Genomic DNA, 21868 nt, shown 5'->3' with positions numbered 1-21868 from the left:
CGGCTAACACCCGGTGCGCTATGCTCGACAGCCTGATCACTAACGTAACGAGCGTCTTTATGGGCAGTTTCAGCATCTGGCATTGGTTGGTCGTGCTGGCCATCGTCCTGCTGGTGTTCGGCACCAAGCGCCTGACCAGTGGCGCCAAGGATCTCGGTTCGGCGGTCAAGGAATTCAAGAAGGGCATGCGCGACGAGGACAAGCCGAACGCGCAGCTGGGCGATGAATCGCGCAGCCAGGACGCCTCGCGCGCCGCGCAGGACGAGCACGACCGTAACGCTCGCTGATCCGGAGCGGTCGCGGTGTTTGATATCGGCTTCAGCGAGCTGCTGGTGATTGCAGTGGTCGCCCTGGTGGTGCTCGGTCCCGAGCGCCTGCCCAAGGCGGCCCGCTTCGCCGGCCTGTGGGTGCGACGTGCCCGTAATCAGTGGGATTCGGTGAAACAGGAACTGGAGCGCGAACTGCAGGCCGAGGACATCAAGCGGCAGATGCAGGACGTGCGCCAGGGCATGCAGGACACCGAGAACCAGCTGCGCGCCAGCGGTGAAGCGATCCGTCGCGAAGCGCAGGAGGCCCAGCAGCAGGGCGATACGCTGGCGCAGGAAGTACGCGCGCCGGCGCCCGCAGATCTTCCGCCGCACATGAGCGCCGTGCCCGACGCCGATGCGCCGGCACAGGAGAGCGTTGCTCCCGAGCCGACGCCGGCGACACCCCCTGAAGCCGGTGCGCCGCCGCCGCAGAGCAGCCCGGAGCGCCAGCCATGAGTGAACAGGATTTCGGCGAAAGCTCGCTGGTCGAACATCTGGTGGAACTGCGCGGCCGCCTGGTGCGCGCATTGCTGGGCCTGGGCGTGGTGCTGCTGGCGCTGCTGCCGTTCACCCAGAAGCTGTACAACGCGCTGGCCGAACCGCTGGTCTCGCAGCTGCCGAACGGGCAGACGATGATCGCCACCAACCCGGCCGGTGCGTTCTTCGCCCCGCTGAAGCTGACTTTCTTCGTGGCCCTGTTCGTGGCGGTGCCGTGGCTGCTGTACCAGCTGTGGGCGTTCGTTGCTCCGGGCCTGTACGCGCGCGAGAAGCGCCTGGCGGTGCCGTTGCTGGTGTCGTCGGTGGTGCTGTTCTACGCCGGCTGTGCCTTCGCCTACTTCCTGGTGCTGCCGGCGGTATTCCACTTCCTCACCACCTTCAGCCCGGACGTGATCGCGATCACTCCGGATGCGAACGCCTACCTGGACTTCGTGCTGGCGATCTTCTTCGCTTTCGGCGGTAGTTTCGAACTGCCGGTGGCGATGGTGATCCTGGTGCTGCTGGGCTGGGTGACGCCGCAGCAGTTCAAGGAAGGCCGTGGCTACGCAATCGTCGGCATCTTCGTGGTGGCCGCAGTGCTGACCCCGCCGGACGTGGTCTCGCAGCTGATGTTGGCGATTCCGATGTGCCTGCTCTACGAGCTGGGCATCCACGCCGCACGCTGGCTGGTGCCGTCATCGGTAGTGAAGAAACCCGCTGCCTGAAAAAAGGGGACGGAGGGGATTAAGTCGTTAGCTGCACACACTGGGCATAAACGACTTAATCCCCTCCGTCCCCTTTTTCCGTCAGGCGTGGAACACGTCGTTTGAGGTCGGCGTGGTCGGGATCGGTGGGGCCGCGCGGCTGCCGCGATGCACGAACATCTGCTTCCACGCGGCGTAGACCGCGCCGACATACAGCGGCATCAGCACCGTGGTCAGCACCAGCTGGGCGATGAAGGCCGCAGCCAGCGGGCCACCGATCAGCATCGCGATCTGGATCACGATCACGAACAGGATGTACATGCAGAACGCGGCGATCAGGCCGAGCGCGGCGAACACGAACATCGCGCCGATGTTCTCGATGCAGCCCTGCAGGCTCAGGCGCAGCGCATGCATGCCGCTCTGCTTGTCGAACACCACCAGCGCCGGCTGGGTGAACATCGCCAGCGACAGCGCCACCGCGCTCAGGAACACCAGCAGCATCCACAGCGCGATGCGCTTGGCCGGCAGGTTGGCGACCAGCGCGGCCGCGTCGTCCGGCTTGATCTGCTGGCCGCTGCGGCTGATTTCTTCCATCTTGGTCATGACCTCGCTGAAGGCGGTGAAGCCCTCGCGGCCGATCATCATGAACAACAGTGCGCCCAGCAGCAGGACCGCCAGCACCTGGATCGCCAGCGGCACCAGCAGGTGGCTGACGCGGTGGTCGCGGATCGGCTGCAGCAGGTGCGAGGCCAGGCCCGGGCGGCCTTCGTCGATCTCGCCCACGGCATACAGCATGCCGCCGAACATGATCGGCGAAATGGCCAGGGTCATCAGCTGCACGGCCATGCCGGCGGCACCGGGAATCAGCGTCGACAGCAGGGTCACCACCCAGCTCACCAGCAGCCAGGTCAGGCCGATCCGGGCCAGCTGCAGCGGCGCACGCCGGTACAGGGAGAACGTATCCAGCAACCACTGGGCGCCCGCCGAGGCCGGCAGCTTGCGAATCTCTTTCATGGACATCCGGGAAGGACAGGAGGGGGCCGGGCGGCTGCCCGTGCCGCCGATTATCCCTGTTTTGCCACCGGCTGGGCTGAAGACAGCCGCGCCTGGCGGACGAAGCGGCGCAACAGCTGGCGGGCCAGTGGTGCGGCGCTGACCGCGCGCTCGATGCTGCGGGCGCAGCCGCCGTGGCGGCCGATGCAGTCGGCGCGGGCACGCACGTAGCCGCGCATGTGGTGGGTGGCGAACTCGGGATGGAACTGCACGCCCCACGCCTGGCGGCCCCAGCGGAAGGCGTGGCAGCCGTCCAGCGGCGAGCGTGCCAGCACTTCGGCACCGTCCGGCGCGCGCAGCACCGTCTGCAGGTGGGTGGCGTGGGCGGCGAAATGCTGCGGCAGGCCCTGGAACAGCGGGTCCTGCGCGGCCTGCGGCTGCAGTTCCAGCTCGATCGTGCCGGACTCGCGCCCGGCCGGGTTGTAGGCCACCTCGCCACCCAGCGCGTGCGCCAGCAGCTGGTGGCCATAGCAGATGCCGAATACCGGCAGGTCGTCGTGGGCGGTCTGGCGCAGCCATGCGGCGCTGCGCTCGCTCCACTCGGCGTGGTCGGTGACGAAGGCGGCCGAGCCGGTCACCAGCACGCCGGCGAAGGCATGTGGGTCGGGCAGGGCGCCACCGTGTTCGACATCGACCACCACCGTCTCGTGTTCTTCCAGCCCGGCGGCGACGCGGATCCAGTGCGGAAAGCGCCCGTAGCGGCGCAGCGACGGTACCGGGCGGCCGGTTTCAAGGATCAGGAACGGGGCTGGGTTCATCCGGGGGCGGCAGGACTGACAGGACTTCCTCGATTGTAGTCAGCCCCTGCGCCACCTTTTCAAGCCCGGCCTGGCGCAGGGTTCGCAGCCCTTCAGCCCGCGCAGCCCGGCTGAAACCGGCCAGATCCATGTCGGCGCGGATCTGCCCGCGCAGCCGCGAACCCAATGGCAGCAACTCATACAGGCCGATGCGGCCGAGGAATCCGGTGCGCCGGCACTCCAGGCAACCGACCGGCCGACAGGGCGTGGCGGCATCTGGATATGCGGCATGGCTATCAGCCAGCACCGCCCAGTCGGCGGCGCCGAGGCTGTGCGGCTGCTTGCAGTGCGGGCACAGCGTGCGCACCAGTCGCTGGGCGAGGATGCCGTTGAGGGTGCTGGCCAGCAGGTAGTGCGGCACGCCCAGGTCGAGCAGGCGGGTGACCGCCGAGGGCGCGTCGTTGGTATGCAGGGTGGACAGCACCAGATGGCCGGTCAGCGAGGCCTGCACCGCCATCTGCGCGGTTTCCAGGTCGCGGATCTCGCCGATCATGATGATGTCCGGGTCCTGCCGCAGCAGGGTGCGCACGCCGCTGGCGAAATCCAGGTCGATGTTGGTCTGCACCTGCATCTGGTTGAACTCGGGCGCGATCATCTCGATCGGGTCCTCCACCGTGCACACGTTCACGTCCGGCGTGGCCAGGCGCTTCAGCGTGGAGTACAGGGTGGTGGTCTTGCCCGAGCCGGTCGGGCCGGTGACCAGCACGATGCCGTGCGGGCGCTCGACCAGTGCATTCCAGCCCGCCGCCTCCTGCGGGCTGAAACCGAGCTGGTCGATGCTCTTGAAGGCGGCATCCGGGTCGAAGATGCGCATCACGCACTTCTCGCCGAAGGCGGTGGGCATGGTCGACAGGCGCATCTCGACCTCGCGGCCGCCCGGCGAACGGGTCTTGATGCGGCCATCCTGCGGGCGCCGGCGCTCGGCCAGGTCCATGCGGCCGAGCACCTTGATGCGGCTGACCACGGCGGTCATCACCGCCGGCGGCACCTCGAACACCTTGTGCAGCACGCCGTCGATGCGGAAGCGCATGCGCCCCATTTCGCGGCGCGGCTCCAGGTGGATGTCCGAGGCGCGCTGCTCGTAGGCGTACTGCAGCAGCCAGTCGACGATATGCACGATGTGCTGGTCGTCGGCATTGACGTCGCCGGTGCGGCCCAGCTCCACCAGCTGTTCGAAGCTGGGCAGGGTGGTGTTGGCTTCGCCACGCACGTCGCCACGGGCGCCGCGCACCGAACGGGTCACCCCGTAGAACTCCATGGTGTAGCGGTGCAGGTCCAGCGGGTTGACCACCGCCAGCTCGATGCGGCGGCGGGTCAGGTGCTGCAGGTCGCGGCGCCATTCCTGCACCAGTGGCTCGCTGGTGGCCACCAGCACGCGCTCGGCATCCACCGCCAACGGCAGGAAACGGTGGCGGCGCGCGTAGGCATGGGAGACCAGCGCGGTGACCGCGGCGACGTCGACCCGGGTCGGGTCGATGCGCAGGTAGCGGCTGCCGGTGCGCTGCGCCAGCCACTCGGTAAGGCGCTCCAGGGTCAGTTCGCCACCGCCGTTGGCGGCCAGCTTGAGGTTGGACAGCAGCACCAGCGGGTGCACTTCACTGGCGTTGCGTGCGCCCTGCGCGGAAAAGCGCATGCGCTCGCGGTCCTGCTCGGCCACCAGGCCATCGGCGATCAGGGCCGCGGCAATCTGCTCGAACTGCAGCCGTCCCCACGGCAGCGGTACGCCGCCAGCCTCGCCGGGAGTGCCCACCGGCAGCCGATGTTCCATCTGCCTGCTCCTCCCGGGTACGGAATGCCCCGCAGGTCGGCCGTTATACTAACGCACCCCCCTTGCCGGCCAAGACTCGTACGCATGTCCGCGACCCCGACCGTTCCGATCACCTTCCAGGGCCTGATCCAGACCCTGAACCAGTTCTGGGCCCAGCAGGGCTGCGTGCTCATCCAGCCGCTCGACCTGGAGGTGGGCGCCGGTACCTTCCACCCGGCCACCTTCCTGCGTGCGATCGGTCCGGAGAGCTGGAACGCGGCCTACGTGCAGCCCTCGCGCCGCCCGACCGACGGCCGCTACGGCGAGAACCCGAACCGCCTGCAGCGCTACTACCAGTACCAGGTGGCGATGAAGCCGGCGCCGGACAACATCCAGCAGCTGTACCTGGATTCGCTGAAGGCGCTGGGCATCGATCCGCTGGTGCACGACCTGCGCTTCGTCGAGGACAACTGGGAATCGCCGACCCTGGGCGCCTGGGGCCTGGGCTGGGAAGTCTGGCTCAACGGCATGGAGGTGACCCAGTTCACCTACTTCCAGCAGGCTGGTGGCCTGGAGTGCCGCCCGGTGCTGGGCGAGATCACCTACGGTCTCGAACGCCTGTGCATGTACCTGCAGAACTGCGACAACGTCTACGACCTGGTCTGGACCTATGGCCCGGACGGCCAGCCGGTGACCTACGGCGACGTCTACCACCAGAACGAGGTGGAGCAGAGCACCTACAACTTCGAATACGCCGACGTGGAAGAGATGTTCCACCGTTTCGATGCCTGCGAACGCGAAGCGCAGAAGCTGGTGGAAGTGAACCTGCCGCTGCCGGCCTACGAGCAGGTGATGAAGGCCAGCCACACCTTCAACCTGCTGGATGCGCGCCGCGCGATCAGCGTGACCGAGCGCCAGCGCTACATCCTGCGCGTGCGCGCGCTGGCCCAGGCGGTGGCCAAGGCGTACTACGAGCAGCGCGAGAAGCTGGGCTTCCCGGGCGCGAAGAAGGCCTGACGGCCGCTCCCCCCCTTACTCCGGGGCGCCGGACGCGTCGCGCGCTGCGCCCCCACCACAGGATTGAAACGATGAGCCAACTGTCCCCCCTGCTGATCGAACTGGGCACCGAGGAGCTGCCGGTCAAGGCGCTGCCGGGCCTCGCCCAGGCGTTCTTCGATGGCGTTGTCGACGGCCTGCGCAAGCGCGGCGTCGCGCTGGAACTGGGCGATGCGCGCCCGCTGTCGACTCCGCGCCGCCTGGCCGTGCTGCTGCCGGGCGTCGGCCTGGAACAGCCGGAGCAGCACAGCGAAGTGCTGGGCCCGTACCTGAACATCGCGCTGGACGCCGAAGGCCAGCCGACCAAGGCGTTGCAGGGCTTCGCCGCCAAGGCCGGGATCGACTGGACCGCGCTGGAGAAGACCACCGACAACAAGGGTGAGCGTTTCGTGCACCGCGCGGTGACCCCGGGCGCGAGCACCGCCAGCCTGCTGCCGGAGATCCTGCGCGAGGCGATCGCGGCGATGCCGATTCCCAAGCCGATGCGCTGGGGCGACCACGCCTGGGGCTTCGCGCGCCCGGCGCACTGGCTGGTGCTGCTGCACGGCGCCAACGTGGTCGAGGCCGAACTGTTCGGCCTGCAGGCCGGCCGCGTCAGCCGTGGCCATCGCTTCCACCATGACCAGGCGGTGTCGCTGGCGCAGCCGCAGGACTACGTTGAAGCGCTGCGCGCCGCGTTCGTGCTGGTCGACCCGAGCGAGCGCCGCGCGCGCATCGTCGCCGAGGTCGAGGCCGCTGCGGCCAAGGCCGGTGGCAGCGCCCGCATCACCGACGACAACCTGGAGCAGGTGGTGAACCTGGTCGAATGGCCGTCGGCGGTGCTGTGCAGCTTCGAGCCCGCGTTCCTGGCGGTGCCGCAGGAAGCGCTGATCGAGACGATGGAGATCAACCAGAAGTTCTTCCCGGTGCTGGATGCCGCAGGCACGCTGACCGAGAAGTTCATCGGCATCGCCAACATCGAATCGAAGAACGTGGCAGAAGTGGCCAAGGGCTACGAGCGGGTGATCCGTCCGCGTTTCGCCGATGCCAAGTTCTTCTTCGACGAGGACCTGAAGCAGGGCCTGGTGTCGATGGGTGAGGGGCTGAAGACGGTGACCTACCAGGCCAAGCTGGGCAGCGTGGCCGACAAGGTGGCGCGCGTGGCTGCATTGGCCGAAGTGATCGCACCCCAGGTTGGCGCCGATGCCGCGCAGGCCAAGCGGGCTGCCGAACTGGCCAAGAACGACCTGCAGTCGCGCATGGTCAACGAGTTCCCGGAGCTGCAGGGCATCGCCGGCCGCCACTACGCCGTGGCCGGTGGCGAATCGGCCGAGGTGGCGCTGGCCATCGACGAGGCCTACCAGCCGCGCTTCGGTGGTGATGACATCGCGCTGTCGCCGCTGGGCAAGGTGCTGGCCATCGCCGAGCGCGTCGACACGCTGGCCGGTGGCTTCGCCGCAGGCCTGAAGCCGACCGGCAACAAGGACCCGTTCGCGCTGCGCCGCAACGCGCTGGGCCTGGCCCGCACGATCATCGAAAGCGGCTTCGAGCTGGACCTGCGCGCGCTGCTGGCCAGCGCCAACGCCGGCCTGGCCGCACGCAACGTGCAGGCCGACGTTGGCGAGCTGTACGACTTCATCCTCGACCGCCTGAAGGGTTACTACGGCGACAAGAACGTGCCAGCCACGCACTTCAATGCGGTGGCCGAACTGAAGCCTGTCTCGCTGTATGACTTCGACCGCCGCCTGGACGCGATCGGCACCTTCGCCGCGCTGCCGGAAGCCGAGGCGCTGGCTGCGGCCAACAAGCGCATCCGCAACATCCTCCGCAAGGCTGAAGGCGACATTCCGGCCCAGATCGACCCGGCGCTGCTGCAGGAAGACGCCGAGCGCGCGCTGGCTGAAGCGGTCACCGCGGCCATCGACGACACCGGCGCCAGCCTGCAGCACAAGGATTACGTGGCTGTGCTGGCGCGCCTGGCCTGCCTGCGCCCGCAGGTCGACGCGTTCTTCGATGGCGTGATGGTCAATGCGGAAGATCCGGCGCTGCGTGGCAACCGCCTGGCGCTGCTGACGATGCTGGGCGAGCGCCTGGGCAAGGTGGCAGCGATCGAGCATCTGTCGAGCTGACGCCCGTATCGGTAGTGCCGGCCGCTGGCCGGCATTGCCACCGCGCATCGGATCGGTCTGTGGGTTGCCGGCCAGCGGCCGGCACTACCGGATCACCGCTGGCGGATGTCCATCGGGGTCATTGCCGGCATCGCGCACGATGCCGGCATCCTCGGCTGCGATCACGACGATCGCCACAAAGGCGCGTATTTTGACCGCCACTTAACAACCGATCCCCAATGACGTGATGCATTTCGCATCGTCACCTTCGGTCGGTATGCTGTGCCGCATGCAGCCAAAGAAATACGCCCTGCCGCTGATGGTCCTGTCGCTGGCCGCCACCTCCGTGGCCCACGCGCGCGGCACCATCGACAAGGTGGACATCAAGGGATTGGACAAGGGCGACGACGCCGCAATCATCGAGAACATCCAGGAATCGCTGTCGCTGTACGACACGATCGGCAAGGAACAGGGCGAATCGCGCCTGGAGTACCTGCTGTCACAGGCCGAGCGGCAGACCCGCCAGGCACTGGAACCGTTCGGGTACTACAACCCGGTGATCAAGGTCGAGGCGCCGCGCGAGGACGAGCACGTGCGCGTGCTGATCCATGTCGACAAGGGCACCCCGGTGACCGTCCGCCGCGAGCACATCGACATCACCGGGCCGGCGATGTACGACCAGTACCTGCAGGACGATCTGGCCGCGTTCAAGCCGCGCAAGGGCCAGCGTTTCGAACACACGCAGTACGAAGCCAGCAAGATCACCGTCACCCGTCGCCTGGCCGAACGTGGCTATTTCGATGCCGACTACACCCAGCGTCAGGTGCAGATCACCCGTGCCGACAACGCCGCCGACATCGACCTGACCTGGGACAGCGGCCGCCGCTACAACATGGGCCCGGTGCGTTTCGAGCAGGACTACTTCGTCGACAAGCTGTTCGATCCGCTGGTGTACTGGGAACAGGGCAGCTACTTCCACGAGGGCAAGCTGGACCGGCTGCGCGAGTCGCTGACCAAGCTGGACTACTTCAGCGTGATCGACATCCAGCCGCGGCCCGACCAGGCCGATGCGAACGGCGAAGTGCCGGTGGATGTGAAGCTGACCCGTGCCAAGCGCACCATCTACACCGCGGGTCTGAGCTACGGCAGCGAAAGTGGCCCGGGTGTGCGCGGTGGCATCGAACGGCGGTGGCTGAACAACCGCGGCCACAAGATGAACACGCAGCTGGACTATGCGCAGAAGCGCAAGAGCCTGGTCACCAGCTACCGCATTCCGGCCTTCAACTGGCTTGATGGCTGGTACACCTTCGCTGCCAGCGCCTACGACGAGCAGACCGACTACATCGACCTGCGCAACTTCAAGCTGATCGCCAGCCGCAGCGGCGAGATCAACGAACACTGGACCGCGATCGCCTCCGTCAACGCGCTGCGCGAGCGCTGGCGCTATGCCTCCGGCACCGAATTCACCGACGCGGTCTACAACACGTCGACGCTGGTGTACCCGCAGATGGTCGCCGACTACGTCAACGTCGATGACGAACTGTTCCCGCGCAAGGGCATCAGCGGTACTGCGACGATGCGTGCCGGCGTTGAAGGTGCCGGTTCGGACACCAGCTTCGTGCAGGCCAATGCCGTGCTGCGCTGGTACATCCCGGTGGGCGAAAGCAACCGCCTGATCCTGCGCGGCGAAGGTGGCACCACCTGGACCAGTGATCTGGTGGCGATGCCGCCCAGCCTGCGCTACTTCGCCGGTGGTGACCGCAGCATCCGCGGCTATGCCTATCGCGAGGTGGGCCCGCGGACCCCGGCACCGGACAAGTACGCGCTGGGCGCCAAGAACCTGGTGATCGGCTCGGCCGAGTACGAGCACTATTTCAATGGTGGCCCCTGGGGTGCGGCGGTGTTCGTCGATACCGGCAGCGCCTTCGACAACACCATCGATCTGCATACCGGCGTCGGCTTCGGCGTGCGCTGGAAATCGCCGGTGGGCCCGGTGCGCGTGGATATCGCGCATGGCCTGAACAACCCGGATTCGCAGTTCCAGCTGTACCTCAACATCGGAGCGGACCTGTGAGTACGCCCGCACCCACTCCGAACCCGACCACGCCGCCGCGCGTGCGCTTCTACCGCCGCCGCCGCTTCTGGGCCTGGTCCGGTGTGGGCGTGCTGGGCCTGGTGCTGCTGGCCCTGCTGGCGGTGTACTGGTTGCTGCAGACCGTGGCCGGGCGTGACGTGCTGCTGGCGCAGGTGGTGGCACGGCTGCCGGTGGGCGCCAGCTTCACCTGGGACAAGGTGGACGGCCCGGTGGCCGGTCCGCTGACCCTGTACAACGTCGACTTCCGCTACGACGACATCCATTTCCACGCCGAGCGCGCCCATCTGGAGCCGGACCTGCGCCCGCTGCTGGGCCGCAAGCTGCTGCTGGACAAGCTGGAACTGACCAACGCGACGCTGAACCTGGCCAAGAGTGACGAGCCGTTCAAGCTGCCGTCGTGGCCGGATTCGCTGCCGCAGATTGAAATGCCGTTGGCGATCCAGGCCGATGCCATCGTCATCGACGGCTTCCGCATCAGCCAGGCCAACGAGCCGGTGATCGACATCAGTCGCGTGCGCGGCGGCATCGAGATCGCCAATGGCGAGTTCCAGGCACACAAACTGGTGGTGGACAGCGACATGGGCAATTTCACCGCCCAGGGTCGTTACATCCCGGCCAAGGACTACGACACCGATGTAACCGTCACCGCGGTGCTGCCGGCGCCGCGTGGCCGCACGGCCGCCACCGTCGGCCTGGTCGCCCGCGGTGACCTGTCGCACATGGAAGTGGCCGTAGCCGGGCGCGCGCCGAAGCCGCTGCACGCGATGCTGGTGTTCGATGGCCGCACCGATCCGAGCTGGAGCGCCAGCATCCGCAGTGACGAGCTGGATCTGGCGCTGCTGTCGCCGGCACTGGCCAGCTCGGCGATCGCGCCGCTGGCACTGGACTTCACCGCCGCCGGCAAGGGCGGCAACGCCAACCTGCGTGGCAAGGTGAAACAGGGCGATCAGGAACTGGAACTGGCACCGTCGGTGGTATCGCTGAAGGACCAGGTGCTGAAAGTCTCACCGCTGCTGGTGAAGGGTCTTGGCGGTGAGGCGCGGCTGGAAGGCACCGCCGATTTCAGCCAGGAAGACCAGCAGAAGCTCAACTTCTCGGTGGTCGCACATGACCTGACCTACGTGCCAGCGGCGGACCCGAACACCGCCGGCAGCGCCCCGGTGCCGGTCACCTTGAAGGAAGCACGCTTCGGCCTGGCCGGTACCCTGAAGGCCTGGGCGGCGATCGGCCGCGCCGAGGTCGAGCGCGACGCGCAGAAGGCACAGCTGCACTTCGATGTGCGCGGCAACGATCAGGCCGCGTCGATCCACCAGCTGCAGGCGCAGACCCCAGGTGGCCAGCTGCAGGTGGAAGGCCAGGTGGCGTGGGCACCGCAGCTGGACTGGGATGCCAAGGCCACGCTGAAGGACTTCGACCCCGGCTATTTCGTGCCGGGCTGGAATGGCCGCCTGTCCGGCAACCTGGCCTCCAAGGGCCGCCAGCTGCCGCCGCCGGCAAACGCACCGCCGGGTACCGCCGGCACGTTGGAAGCCACGGTCGATCTGCCGTCGTTGAAGGGCGTGCTGCGTCAGCGCAACCTGGACGCACAGGGCAAGTTCGCGCTGCAGGGCGCGCAGGGCCAGGGTGACCTGAAGCTGTCGCTGGGCAGCAGCCGGGTGACCGCTTCGGGCAAGGTCGGTGACCGCCTCGACATCGATGCGCGTTTCGAACCGCTGCAGCTGAGTGACCTGCTGCCGGGCGCCGATGGCGGCCTGCGTGGCCAGGTACAGGTGAAGGGCCCGCGCGATGCGCCGGACATCACCGCCGACCTGGTCGGCAACAACCTCAACTGGGACGGCTACGGCGCCGAGAGCGTGAGCATCAAGGGCCACCTGCCGTGGCGCGGCGACAGCGGCACGCTGGCGATCCAGGGCCAGCAGGTCAATGCCGGCATGCTGCTGGAACGCTTGAATGTGGATGCGCAGGGCAGTGTCTCCAACCTGCGCCTGGCCGCGCAGACCCGCAACGAGATGGGCGCGATCGAGCTGCAGGGCAGCGTGCGCCAGCAGGGCGCGCAGTGGCGCGGCGAGCTGGCCGCGCTGCGCATCGCACCGGTGAAGGGCGATGCCTGGTCGCTGCGTGCACCGGCGGCGTTCGCGATCAACGGCAGCAACTACACGCTGGGCGAAGCCTGCCTGGCCGCTGCCAGCAGCGGCACACTGTGCGCACAGGCCAACTGGCCACGCGAGGGCCTGGTGGTGCGCAGTGATGCGCTGCCACTGGCGCTGGTGCAGCCGTGGTTGCCGCCGCAGTCCGGCCGTCGCATCTACCTGCGTGGCGATGTCAGCCTGGACGCGCAGATCCGCCCGCGCGGCAACGCCTGGGAAGGCCATGTGGAAGTGCGCTCGAAGGAAGGCGGCGTGCGCCTGGGTGAGAACCGCAATGCCGTGGGGGACACCACCCGTGGCGAGCTGGTGCGCTACGACCAGTTCTCGCTCAAGCTCGACATGACCCCGGCCAGCATCAAGGGCTACCTGGGCATGGGCTTCCAGGGCAACGGCTTCGTCGACGCCAGGATGCAGACCGGCTGGGAAGCCAGCGCACCGTTGAACGGCGAGCTCTATCTCAACATGTCGCGGCTGTACTGGCTGGAGCTGTTCTCGCCGGACATCGTGCGACCGACCGGCCTGATCGAAGGCCACGTCAGCCTGCGCGGCACGCGTGGCCAGCCCTCGCTGGGCGGTGACGCGCAGCTGAGCAACTTCAAGGGTGAATTCCCGGCACTCGGCCTGACCTTCGACCAGGGCAAGGGCAGCTTCGTGGCCCAGCCCGATGGTTCGGCCAAGATCACCGCGCAGGCCAACTCCGGCCAGGGCACGCTGTACGTGGATGGTGGCCTGTCGTGGTTCGGCGATGCACAGCCGCTGCAGTTGAAGATCCACGGCGACAACGTGCTGCTGTCCAACACCAGCGAGCTGCGCATCGTCGCCAATCCCAACCTCGACTTCACCCTGGCCAAGGCCGCGATGGAGCTGCGTGGCACCGTGCACGTGCCCGAGGCCGACATCGATCTGGAGCGCCTGGACCGCGGCACCTCGGTGTCCGAAGACGTGGTGGTGCTCGACCCGGCCGATCCGGAAGAGTCGCGTACCTCGCCGCTGGACATGGAGCTGACGGTCAGCCTCGGTGACAAGGTGAAGATGACCGGCTTCGGCCTGAAGGGCGCGCTGACCGGCAAGATGCAGGTCTGGGCCAAGCCTGGCCGCGAAATGACCGCCAATGGTGGGCTGGAAGTGAGTGGCCGCTACAAGGCGTACGGGCAGGACCTGACCATCACCCGCGGCAACCTCACCTGGAACTACAACGCGGTGTCCGACCCGCGCATCAACATCCGTGCCGAGCGCCGGATCGGTGATGTCACCGCGGGTATCGACGTGACCGGGCGTGCGCAGCAGCCGCGTGCGGACGTGTGGTCCGATCCGGCGATGTCGCAGTCCGAAGCCCTGGCTTATCTGGTGCTGGGACGCAGCCTGACCGGCGCCAGCAGCGACCAGACGCAGCAGGTCAATGCGGCCTCGGCGGCATTGTCGGCCGGCAGCGGCCTGCTGGCCTCGCAGTTGGGTGCCAAGCTGGGCCTGGACGATGCCGGCGTGAGCCAGTCGCGCGCGCTGGGTGGCTCGGTGATCGGCGTCGGCAAGTACATCTCGCCCAAGCTGTACGTCGGTTACGGCGTATCGCTGGTCGGTGCCGGTTCGGTGATCACGCTGAAGTACCTGCTGCGCCGCGGCTTCGATGTGGAAGTGGAATCGAGCACGGTGGAAAACCGTGGGTCGATCAACTGGCGGCGGGAGAAGTAACGATGCGGTAGTGCCGGCCGCTGGCCGGCAACTGCACCGTATCTCCCGAGTTGCGTGGGTTGCCGGCCAGCGGCCGGCACTACCGTGCACGACGCCCCCAACCATCGGCCGTTGCCCCTTCCGGCCCCAGCGGCTATGGTCCCGGGCTGTTCTGTCGTACCGGATTGCCCCATGTCACCACGCAAAGCCCTTCCCACCGCCCTGGCCCTGGGCCTGACCCTCGCCGCCGGCGCCCACGCCGATGAAGGCATGTGGATGCCGACCCAGCTGCCGGAGCTGGCCAAGCCGCTGCAGGCCGCAGGCTTCAAGGGCAATCCGGCCGACCTGGCCAATGTCACCGCACCGCCGCTGAGCGCGGTGGTGCGTGCCGGTGGCGGCACCGGCTCGTTCGTATCGTCGGACGGCCTGCTGCTGACCAACCACCACGTGGCGATGGGCGTGATCCAGTACAACAGCTCGCCCGAGCATGACCTGATCAATGGTGGCTTCATCGCCAGGGACCGCGCCGACGAGCGCCCGGCCAACCCGGACTTCCGCGTGCTGGTCACCGTCGGCTTCGACAAGGTGACCGACCAGGTGCTGGCGCAGGCGCGTGGCAAGACCGGCCGTGCCTACTTCGATGCGGTGGATGCGGCCAGCAAGCAGATCGTGGCCGAGTGCGAGAAGGACGGCAGCGTGCGCTGCTCGGTGGCCAACATGTACTACGGCACCGATTTCTACCGCATTGCCCAGCTGGAGCTGAGCGACGTGCGCCTGGTGTATGCGCCGCCGCGTGCGATCGGCAACTACGGCGACGAGATCGACAACTTCATGTGGCCGCGCCACACCGGCGACTTCACCCTGCTGCGCGCCTATGTCGGCAAGGACGGCAAGCCGGCCGCGTACAGCAAGGACAACGTGCCCTACCAGGCGCCGGCGCACCTGCAGATGTCGGTGGAAGGTCCGAAGGAAGGTGACTACGCGATGCTGGCCGGTTACCCGGGCATCACCTATCGCCACCGTACCGCGGCCGAATTCGCTGGCCAGATCGATACCGTGCTGCCGCGCCGCGTATCGGTGTTCCAGCAGATGATCGACACCATCGAGGCCGCCAGCGCCAAGGACGCGCAGGCGCGCACCCGCTACGCCTCACAGCTGCAGTCGCTGAAGAACAACCGCAAGCGCGCCGCCGGTGAGCTGGAAGGCCTGTTGCGCAGCGACGCCAAGGCCCAGCGTGCCGCCGACGAGACGGCGATGCTGGCTGCCACCGACCGCAAGTACCAGGGCGACATCAAGGCGCTGCTGACCAACCTGTCGCAGGGTGCGGCGGTGGGCGAGCGTGACCTGCTGCTGGACCAGATGGCCGCACAGAGCCAGCTGCTGCGCTCGGCGCTGCTGCTGGAACGCCTGCGCATCGAATCGGCCAAGCCGGACGCGCAGCGCGAGAGTGGTTTCCAGCAGCGCGACCAGGCGATGATCGAAGGCGTGCTCAAGCAGGTCCAGCGCCGCTACGCGCCGGAGGTCGAGAAGGCGCTGCTGACCACCCTGCTGACCCGTTACCAGCAGCTGCCGGACGCGCAGCGCGTGGCCGAGTTCGATACGGCCTTCGGCCGTACCCCGGAGCAGCTGGCGAAGGCACTGGACACCCTGTACGCCGGCACCCAGCTGGGTGAAGAGGCACAGCGCCTGTCCCGTTTCGCTGCTGCGCGCGAAGGCAAGGCGCTGGCTGCCGATCCGCTGATCACCGTGGCCGCCCCGCTGGTGGCCGCGCAGCTGCGCATCGAGAACGAAAGCAAGACCCGCGAAGGCGAGCAGCTGCGCCTGCGCCCGGCCTACATGCAGGCGCTGTTCGCCTGGCGTGCCAAGCAGGGCCGCGCGGTGTACCCGGATGCCAACCGCACCCTGCGCATCAGCTACGGCAAGGTCGAAGCGCTGCATCCGCGCGACGGCGTGACCTACTCGCCGGTGACCACCGTGGCCGGCATCGTCGAGAAGAACACCAACGCCTATCCGTTCGATGCGCCCAAGCCGCTGCTGGCCGCGATCGCCAAGGGTGACTTCGGCAGCACCGCCGACCCGGCGCTGAAGACCCAGACGGTCAACTTCCTGACCAACCTGGATACCACCGGCGGCAACTCCGGCTCGCCGGTGCTCAACGCCAAGGGCGAACTGATCGGCCTGAACTTCGACAGCAACTGGGAATCGGTCAGCGCCAGCTGGTGGTTCGACCCGCGCTACAAGCGCGCCGTGCACGTGGACATGCGCTACCTGCGCTGGCTGCTGGCCAAGGTCTACCCGGCGCCGGAACTGCTGAAGGAAATGGGCGTTCCGGCCCAGTAAGAAGCCGGCCACGACCAATGGTCGTGGCCCGCACCGCGTAGGCCCCCACCTTGGTGGGGGTGGTTGCCCCCAACGAGCCCGCACCCCCGGCCACGCCTGGCCTACACTGCGGGTTCTTCCGACGGAAACGCGCGCGTGGTCTCCAGCTGGATCCTGCTGCTGGTCTCGGTTGCCTATGCCGCGCTGCTGTTCGGCGTGGCGTGGTGGGGTGACCGTCGGCCGATGTACCCCGACCGGCCGTGGCTGCGGCCGGTGGTCTACAGCCTGGCGCTGGCCGTGTACTGCTCGTCGTGGACGTTCTACGGTGCGGTCGGTACCGCCGTGCGCAACGGCGTGGGCTACCTGCCGATCTATATCGGTCCGTTGCTGCTGCTGTTGTTCGGCTGGCGCATCATCGAGCGCCTGGCGCTGATCGCACGCAGCCAGAACGTGGTGTCCATCGCCGACTTCATTTCTTCGCGCTTCGGTCGCTCGCGGCGGCTGGCGGCGCTGGTGGCGATCATCGCGCTGATCGGCATCATTCCGTACCTGGCCCTGCAGTACAAAGCAGTGGCGATGAGCCTGCAGGTACTGACCGGCAACACCGGCCCCACTGGCTTCTTCACCGATCCCGCGCTGTACGTGGCGCTGCTGATGGCGTTGTTCGCCACCCTGTTCGGTACCCGCCAGGTCGATGCCACCGAACACCACCACGGCATGATGCTGGCGATCGCCTTCGAATCGGTGATCAAGCTGCTGGCGATGCTGGCCGTGGGCGTGTTCGCCTACCTGTGGCTGAGCAACCGCACCGACGCGGTGGTCGAATCGGTGCATACGCTGTTCACCGGCCTGCCGCCGGTGGGCTTCATCTCGCAGACCCTGCTCAGCTTCCTCGCCATCATCTGCCTGCCGCGCCAGTTCCACGTGGCCGTGGTCGAGTGCGGCGATGTGCGCGATGTGCGCCGCGCGCGCTGGATGTTCGGCGGCTACCTGGTACTGATCTCGGGCATGGTGCTGCCGATCGCCACCGCCGGCGTGACCCTGTTCGGCACCGGTGGCAGCGTCGCCGACGACTCGATGGTGCTGGCCCTGCCGCTGGCCGAGGGCCGCAACGCGCTGGCGCTGATCGCCTATGTGGGCGGCTTCTCGGCGGCCACCGGCATGGTGATCGTGTCGTCGATCGCGCTGGCCACCATGGTCAGCAACGATCTGGTGATGCCGGTGCTGCTGCGCCGGAGCGGTGACCACCAGGAGGCCGCCGACGTCGCCTCGCGCGTGCTGTGGATCCGCCGCCTGGCGATCCTGCTGCTGGCGCTGATGGCCTACAGCTACTACCGCACCAGCAGCAACGACAGCACGCTGGCCTCGTACGGCCTGATGGCGTTCGCGGCGGTGGCGCAGTTCGCGCCCGGCCTGATCGGCGGCCTGTACTGGCGCGGTGCCAGCCGGCGCGGCGTCGAGGTGGGCATGCTGCTCGGCTTCGCCACCTGGCTGTACACCCTGCTGCTGCCGGCGATGACCATGGCCGGCTGGGTCGATGCTGGCTGGGTGCAGCACGGCCCGTTCGGCATCGAGTGGCTGCGCCCGCAGCAGCTGTTCGGCATGACCGGCTGGGACCCGCTGACCCACGGCACGTTCTGGTCGCTGCTGGTCAACGCGGCGACGATGATGCTGGTGTCCGCGCGCTGGCGGCCCGGTGTCGACGAGCGGCTTCGCGCCGCGCCGTTCCTCGATCCATATGCCGAGCGCCCGTCGGTGGCGGGTGGTTGGCCGGGTCACGTGCATGTGGGCGATCTGCTGGCGCTGGCTTCGCGCGTAGTGGGTGAACGCCATGCGCGGCGTTCGTTCTTCGAACAGGCGCAGTCACTGGGCCGTGAGCTGCAATCCTCGGCACCTGCCGACCGTCCGTGGGTGCAGTTCACTGAGCGCCTGCTGGCCGCCTCGATCGGTGCGGCATCGGCGCGCCTGCTGCTGACCAGCCTGCTGCGTGGCTCGGGCATGGACCTGGGCGAAGTGGTGGCGGTGCTGGACGAAGCGGGGCAGGAGCTGCGCTTCAACCGCGAGATCCTGTCGACCACGCTGGAGAACATCAGCGCCGGGGTCAGCGTGGTCGATCCGGACATGCGGCTGACCGCATGGAATCGCCGCTACCAGGACATGTTCGGCTACCCCGACGGCATGCTCTACGTGGGCCGCCCGGTGGCCGACCTGATCCGCTACAACGCCGAGCGCGGCGAGCTGGGCGAGGGCGATATCGAAGTGCAGATCAATCGCCGCATCGGCTACATGCGCGCCGGCTCACCGCACGTGTTCGAGCGCACCCGCAGCGACGGCAAGGTGATCGAGATGCGCGGCCAGGCACTGCCCGGTGGCGGCTACGTGACCAGCTACAACGACATCACCGACTACAAGCACGCGGAAAGAGCACTGTTGGAGGCCAACGAGACGCTGGAGCAGCGCGTGGCCGAGCGCTCGCATGAGGCCGAGGTCGCGCAGCAGTCGAAGACCCGTTTCCTGGCGGCGATCAGCCACGACGTGCTGCAGCCGTTGAACGCGGCGCGCCTGTTTGCCTCGGCACTGCGCGACAGTGATCACGTGAGCGACGAGCAGAAGCATCTGGCCGAGCGTGTGGACGCTTCGTTGCGTGCGGCCGAAGAGCTGCTCGATGGCCTGCTGGATGTGTCGCGGCTGGATGCCGGCGGCCTGCATCCGGTGATCGGCGAGTTCGACGTGAGCGCGTTGATGCGTGAGCTGGCCGCGCAGTACACCCCGGTCGCGGCTGGCCGCGGCCTGCGCCTGGACCTGTTCGCACGCCCTGCGTGGGTGCGCAGTGACCGCCGCCTGCTGCGCCGCGTGCTGCAGAACTTCCTGGCCAATGCGTTGCGCTACACCCGCCAGGGTCGCATCGTGCTGGCCGTGCGCCAGCGCGGCGATGAAGTGGAACTGCAGGTGTGGGATACCGGCCCCGGCATTCCCGAGCACCATATGCGTCAGATCTTCGACGAGTTCCACCGCTACCAGCAACCATTCGACTGGGGCGAACAGGGCCTGGGCCTGGGCCTGTCGATCTGCCAGCGCATCTCGCGCCTGCTCGACCATCGGTTGAACGCACGCAGCCGGGTCGGCAAGGGCTCGATGTTCTCGATCATCCTGCCGCGGGTGGCGCCGCTGCCGGGTTACACCGAGCTGGCCACGCCGGTACAGGCGGTGGCCGCACCGGTACGCAGCGATTCGCTGGCGGGCCTGCGCGTGCTGTGCGTGGACAACGACGAGGAGATCCTTGACGGCATGCGCGCGCTGCTGGGCCGTTGGCAGGTGCAGGTGATCACCGCGGCCACCGTCGACCAGGCGCTGGAGAAGATCGCCGAGCGCCCGCAGGTGATGCTGGTGGATTACCACCTGCACGACCGCATGGACGGCCTGGATGCGCTGGTAGCGCTGCGCGAGGCGGCCGGTTACCCGCTGCCGGGCGCACTGCTGACCGCCGATGGTCGCGACGAGCTGAAGCGGATGGCGCGCGAACGCGGCTACCGCGTGCTGACCAAGCCGATCAAGCCGGCCTCGCTGCGCGCCTTCCTGGGCGCGCTGCGCGATGCGCAGTAGATCCACGCCATGCGTGGATGTGACGTCAGGTAGTGCCGGCCGCTGGCCGGCAACCACGTAATCGCGGAAGCGTTACCCCAGGCCGTGCAGGTGTTCGTACAGGATCGTCGCGCCGATGATCACCAGGATCACGCCGCCGATGATCTCGGCACGCTTGCCGACCATGCTGCCCAGCACGCGGCCGAGCATGATGCCGACGGTGACCATGGTCAGCGTGCACAGGCCGATCACCACTGCCATCACGCCGATATGCACGTCCATGAAAGCCAGGCCGATACCCACCGCCATCGCGTCGATGCTGGTGGCGAAACCGGTCAGCGCCAGCTTCCAGAAGCCGTGGTGCTGCGAGGGGTCTTCGTCTTCGTCGGCACTGTCCGGGCGCAGGCCGTTGTAGATCATGTGGATGCCCAGTGCGCCGAGCAGGCCGAAGGCGATCCAGTGGTCGAAGGCTTCGACGTACTGCAGGGCGGCGCGGCCGAGCAGCCAACCGATGATGGGCGTGATCGCCTCGATGACGCCGAAGATGATGCCGGCACGCAGTGCGTCGCGGAACACCGGCTTGCGCATGGCCGCGCCCTTGCCGATTGCAGCGGCGAAGGCATCGGTGGACATGGCAAAGCCGATCAGGAGGATCGAAATGGGGGACATGGGCGGCGGCTGAGGTCGGGCTAGGACGGACGCACGGCCTGCGCTCGCGCCCAACCTGACGTTGCGCGCGCGGGCCGCTGGTCTCGCCAACCATCATGGTTGTCCACGCCACGGCGCACTGGCCGAGTATGTTGACGTGGACGATTCCTGCGAAGGAATCCGGCTACTCCCCAAGGGGACGCGCAGCTTAGCATCGCGATTCACGTGCGGCGCATTTCCAGAGAAACGCGCAGGCAGGGCTGGTTTGTATAGCGATTGCTATATCGAGAGCGCAGCCGTGCCTGGTAGTGCCGGCCGCTGGCCGGCAGGTGCACCATCAAAAGCGTGCCAAGCAAGCTTGGCACCTACCAATGCGGGTTCAGATGATGTCGCGCGTTTCAGGGGATTGCCGGCCAGCGGCCGGCACTACCTTCAGTCTTCTTCCGGCGGCAGCACGATGGCGTCGTCGTCGATCGCCAGCTTGCCGGCCATCAGCACGGCCTGGGTGCGGTTGGTGACGCCCAGCTTGCGCAGGATGGCGGTGACGTGGGCCTTGATCGTCGCTTCGGAGACGTTGAGGTCGTAGGCGATCTGCTTGTTCAAGCGGCCGGCGCCGAGCATCTGCAGCACGCGGAACTGCTGCGGGGTCAGCTCACGCAGGCGCTGGCCGACTTCGCGTTCCTCGCTGCCGGTGGGCGGCGCGTTGTGCGCTTCCGGCGGTGCCCAGGTCTCACCATCGAGGATGGTGCCCAGTGCGTGGCCGATGGTGTCCGAATCCGCAGACTTCGGAATGAAGCCCAGCGCGCCGTGGTCGAGCGCGCGGCGCATCACCGTGGCTTCTTCGCGCGCGGACACCACGACCACCGGCAGCTGCGGATGCAGCGAGCGCATGTGCACCAGCGCGTTGAAACCCTGCGCACCGGGCATGTTGAGATCCATCAGGACCAGGTCGGCGTCGTTGTGCTGGTCGGCCAGCGCGTACAGCGCTTCCACGCTGTCGGCTTCGAACAGCTGCACGCCGGGGATGACCCGCTGTACCGCCCCACGCAGGGCTTCGCGGAACAGCGGGTGGTCATCGGCAATCAGGAGGGTGGTCATGGGTCGAGCTTATCGATCAGGAAAAAGAGCGACGTGATGGCAGGTGCAGGACGGGTCGGACACGGCCGGGTCCCTCCTCCCG

The 21868-nt window shown here is 67.7% G+C and carries 14 protein-coding genes and 1 riboswitch; of the genes, 9 read left to right on the top strand and 5 right to left on the bottom strand.

The window, feature by feature from the left end; translation table 11 throughout:
• Positions 1-59 precede the first annotated feature (59 nt).
• The 3 genes from tatA to tatC are packed head-to-tail and all read left to right on the top strand — an operon-like array spanning position 60 to position 1510.
• Positions 60-287, top strand: coding sequence for a Sec-independent protein translocase subunit TatA (gene tatA, locus ACSYAO_RS21765; protein WP_032128453.1), 228 nt, complete (start codon positions 60-62; stop codon positions 285-287).
• A 15-nt stretch (positions 288-302) separates the two neighbouring features.
• Complete coding sequence (tatB, locus tag ACSYAO_RS21760) at positions 303-764, top strand: Sec-independent protein translocase protein TatB (protein ID WP_032128454.1); 462 nt, start codon at positions 303-305, stop codon at positions 762-764.
• The gene (gene tatC, locus ACSYAO_RS21755) at positions 761-1510 is read left to right on the top strand and encodes a twin-arginine translocase subunit TatC (RefSeq protein ID WP_049462246.1); all 750 of its coding nucleotides are present in this window, start codon (positions 761-763) and stop codon (positions 1508-1510) included. Before tatB ends, tatC begins: the two co-directional genes overlap by 4 nt.
• A gap of 81 nt (positions 1511-1591) precedes the next feature.
• On the opposite strand, the gene ACSYAO_RS21750 is transcribed toward tatC, so the two are convergent.
• The 3 genes from ACSYAO_RS21750 to ACSYAO_RS21740 are packed head-to-tail and all read right to left on the bottom strand — an operon-like array spanning position 1592 to position 5107.
• Positions 1592-2503 (bottom strand): BPSS1780 family membrane protein, encoded by a 912-nt coding sequence (locus ACSYAO_RS21750; RefSeq protein WP_049462247.1) that lies wholly within the window; start codon positions 2501-2503, stop codon positions 1592-1594.
• Between the two features lie 50 nt (positions 2504-2553).
• Complete coding sequence (locus tag ACSYAO_RS21745; RefSeq protein WP_005411673.1) at positions 2554-3300, bottom strand: glutamine amidotransferase; 747 nt, start codon at positions 3298-3300, stop codon at positions 2554-2556.
• Positions 3272-5107, bottom strand: a complete 1836-nt coding sequence (locus ACSYAO_RS21740) for a GspE/PulE family protein (RefSeq protein ID WP_049424290.1) — start codon at positions 5105-5107, stop codon at positions 3272-3274. The genes ACSYAO_RS21745 and ACSYAO_RS21740 overlap by 29 nt, the downstream gene beginning before the upstream one ends.
• Before the next feature lie 84 nt (positions 5108-5191).
• Between ACSYAO_RS21740 and glyQ the strand changes: the two genes are divergently transcribed.
• The 6 genes from glyQ to ACSYAO_RS21710 all read left to right on the top strand — a co-directional run bounded on the left by glyQ (position 5192) and on the right by ACSYAO_RS21710 (position 20061).
• Positions 5192-6103, top strand: a complete 912-nt coding sequence (gene glyQ, locus ACSYAO_RS21735) for a glycine--tRNA ligase subunit alpha (protein ID WP_006403404.1) — start codon at positions 5192-5194, stop codon at positions 6101-6103.
• A gap of 71 nt (positions 6104-6174) precedes the next feature.
• A complete protein-coding gene (gene glyS / locus ACSYAO_RS21730) occupies positions 6175-8250 on the top strand; it encodes a glycine--tRNA ligase subunit beta (protein ID WP_049462248.1) in 2076 nt (691 codons plus the stop codon).
• Positions 8251-8506: 256 nt separating this feature from the next.
• Positions 8507-10303 carry an autotransporter assembly complex protein TamA gene (locus ACSYAO_RS21725; RefSeq protein ID WP_080356544.1) on the top strand — a complete coding sequence of 599 codons (1797 nt, stop codon included), beginning with the start codon at positions 8507-8509 and terminating at the stop codon, positions 10301-10303.
• Complete coding sequence (locus ACSYAO_RS21720) at positions 10300-14160, top strand: translocation/assembly module TamB domain-containing protein (RefSeq protein ID WP_049462249.1); 3861 nt, start codon at positions 10300-10302, stop codon at positions 14158-14160. Before ACSYAO_RS21725 ends, ACSYAO_RS21720 begins: the two co-directional genes overlap by 4 nt.
• A 171-nt stretch (positions 14161-14331) precedes the next feature.
• Positions 14332-16479: a S46 family peptidase gene (locus tag ACSYAO_RS21715; protein WP_049462250.1), complete on the top strand. Its 2148-nt coding sequence runs from the start codon at positions 14332-14334 to the stop codon at positions 16477-16479.
• 135 nt (positions 16480-16614) lie between these two features.
• Complete coding sequence (locus tag ACSYAO_RS21710) at positions 16615-20061, top strand: hybrid sensor histidine kinase/response regulator (protein WP_049462251.1); 3447 nt, start codon at positions 16615-16617, stop codon at positions 20059-20061.
• 72 nt (positions 20062-20133) lie between these two features.
• On the opposite strand, the gene mntP is transcribed toward ACSYAO_RS21710, so the two are convergent.
• Positions 20134-20709: a manganese efflux pump MntP gene (gene mntP, locus ACSYAO_RS21705; RefSeq protein ID WP_049462252.1), complete on the bottom strand. Its 576-nt coding sequence runs from the start codon at positions 20707-20709 to the stop codon at positions 20134-20136.
• A gap of 88 nt (positions 20710-20797) precedes the next feature.
• Positions 20798-20887, bottom strand: a riboswitch (yybP-ykoY riboswitch).
• Positions 20888-21120: 233 nt separating this feature from the next.
• Positions 21121-21786, bottom strand: a complete 666-nt coding sequence (locus ACSYAO_RS21700; protein WP_049462253.1) for a response regulator transcription factor — start codon at positions 21784-21786, stop codon at positions 21121-21123.
• Between the last annotated feature and the right edge of the window lie 82 nt (positions 21787-21868).

The sequence above is a fragment of the Stenotrophomonas sp. STK16_22 genome (genome assembly GCF_051984505.1).
Taxonomy (GTDB): Bacteria; Pseudomonadota; Gammaproteobacteria; order Xanthomonadales; family Xanthomonadaceae; genus Stenotrophomonas; species Stenotrophomonas maltophilia_A.
The sequence above is the reverse complement of the archived record's forward strand: the minus strand, read 5'-3'. Positions and strand labels throughout refer to the sequence as shown.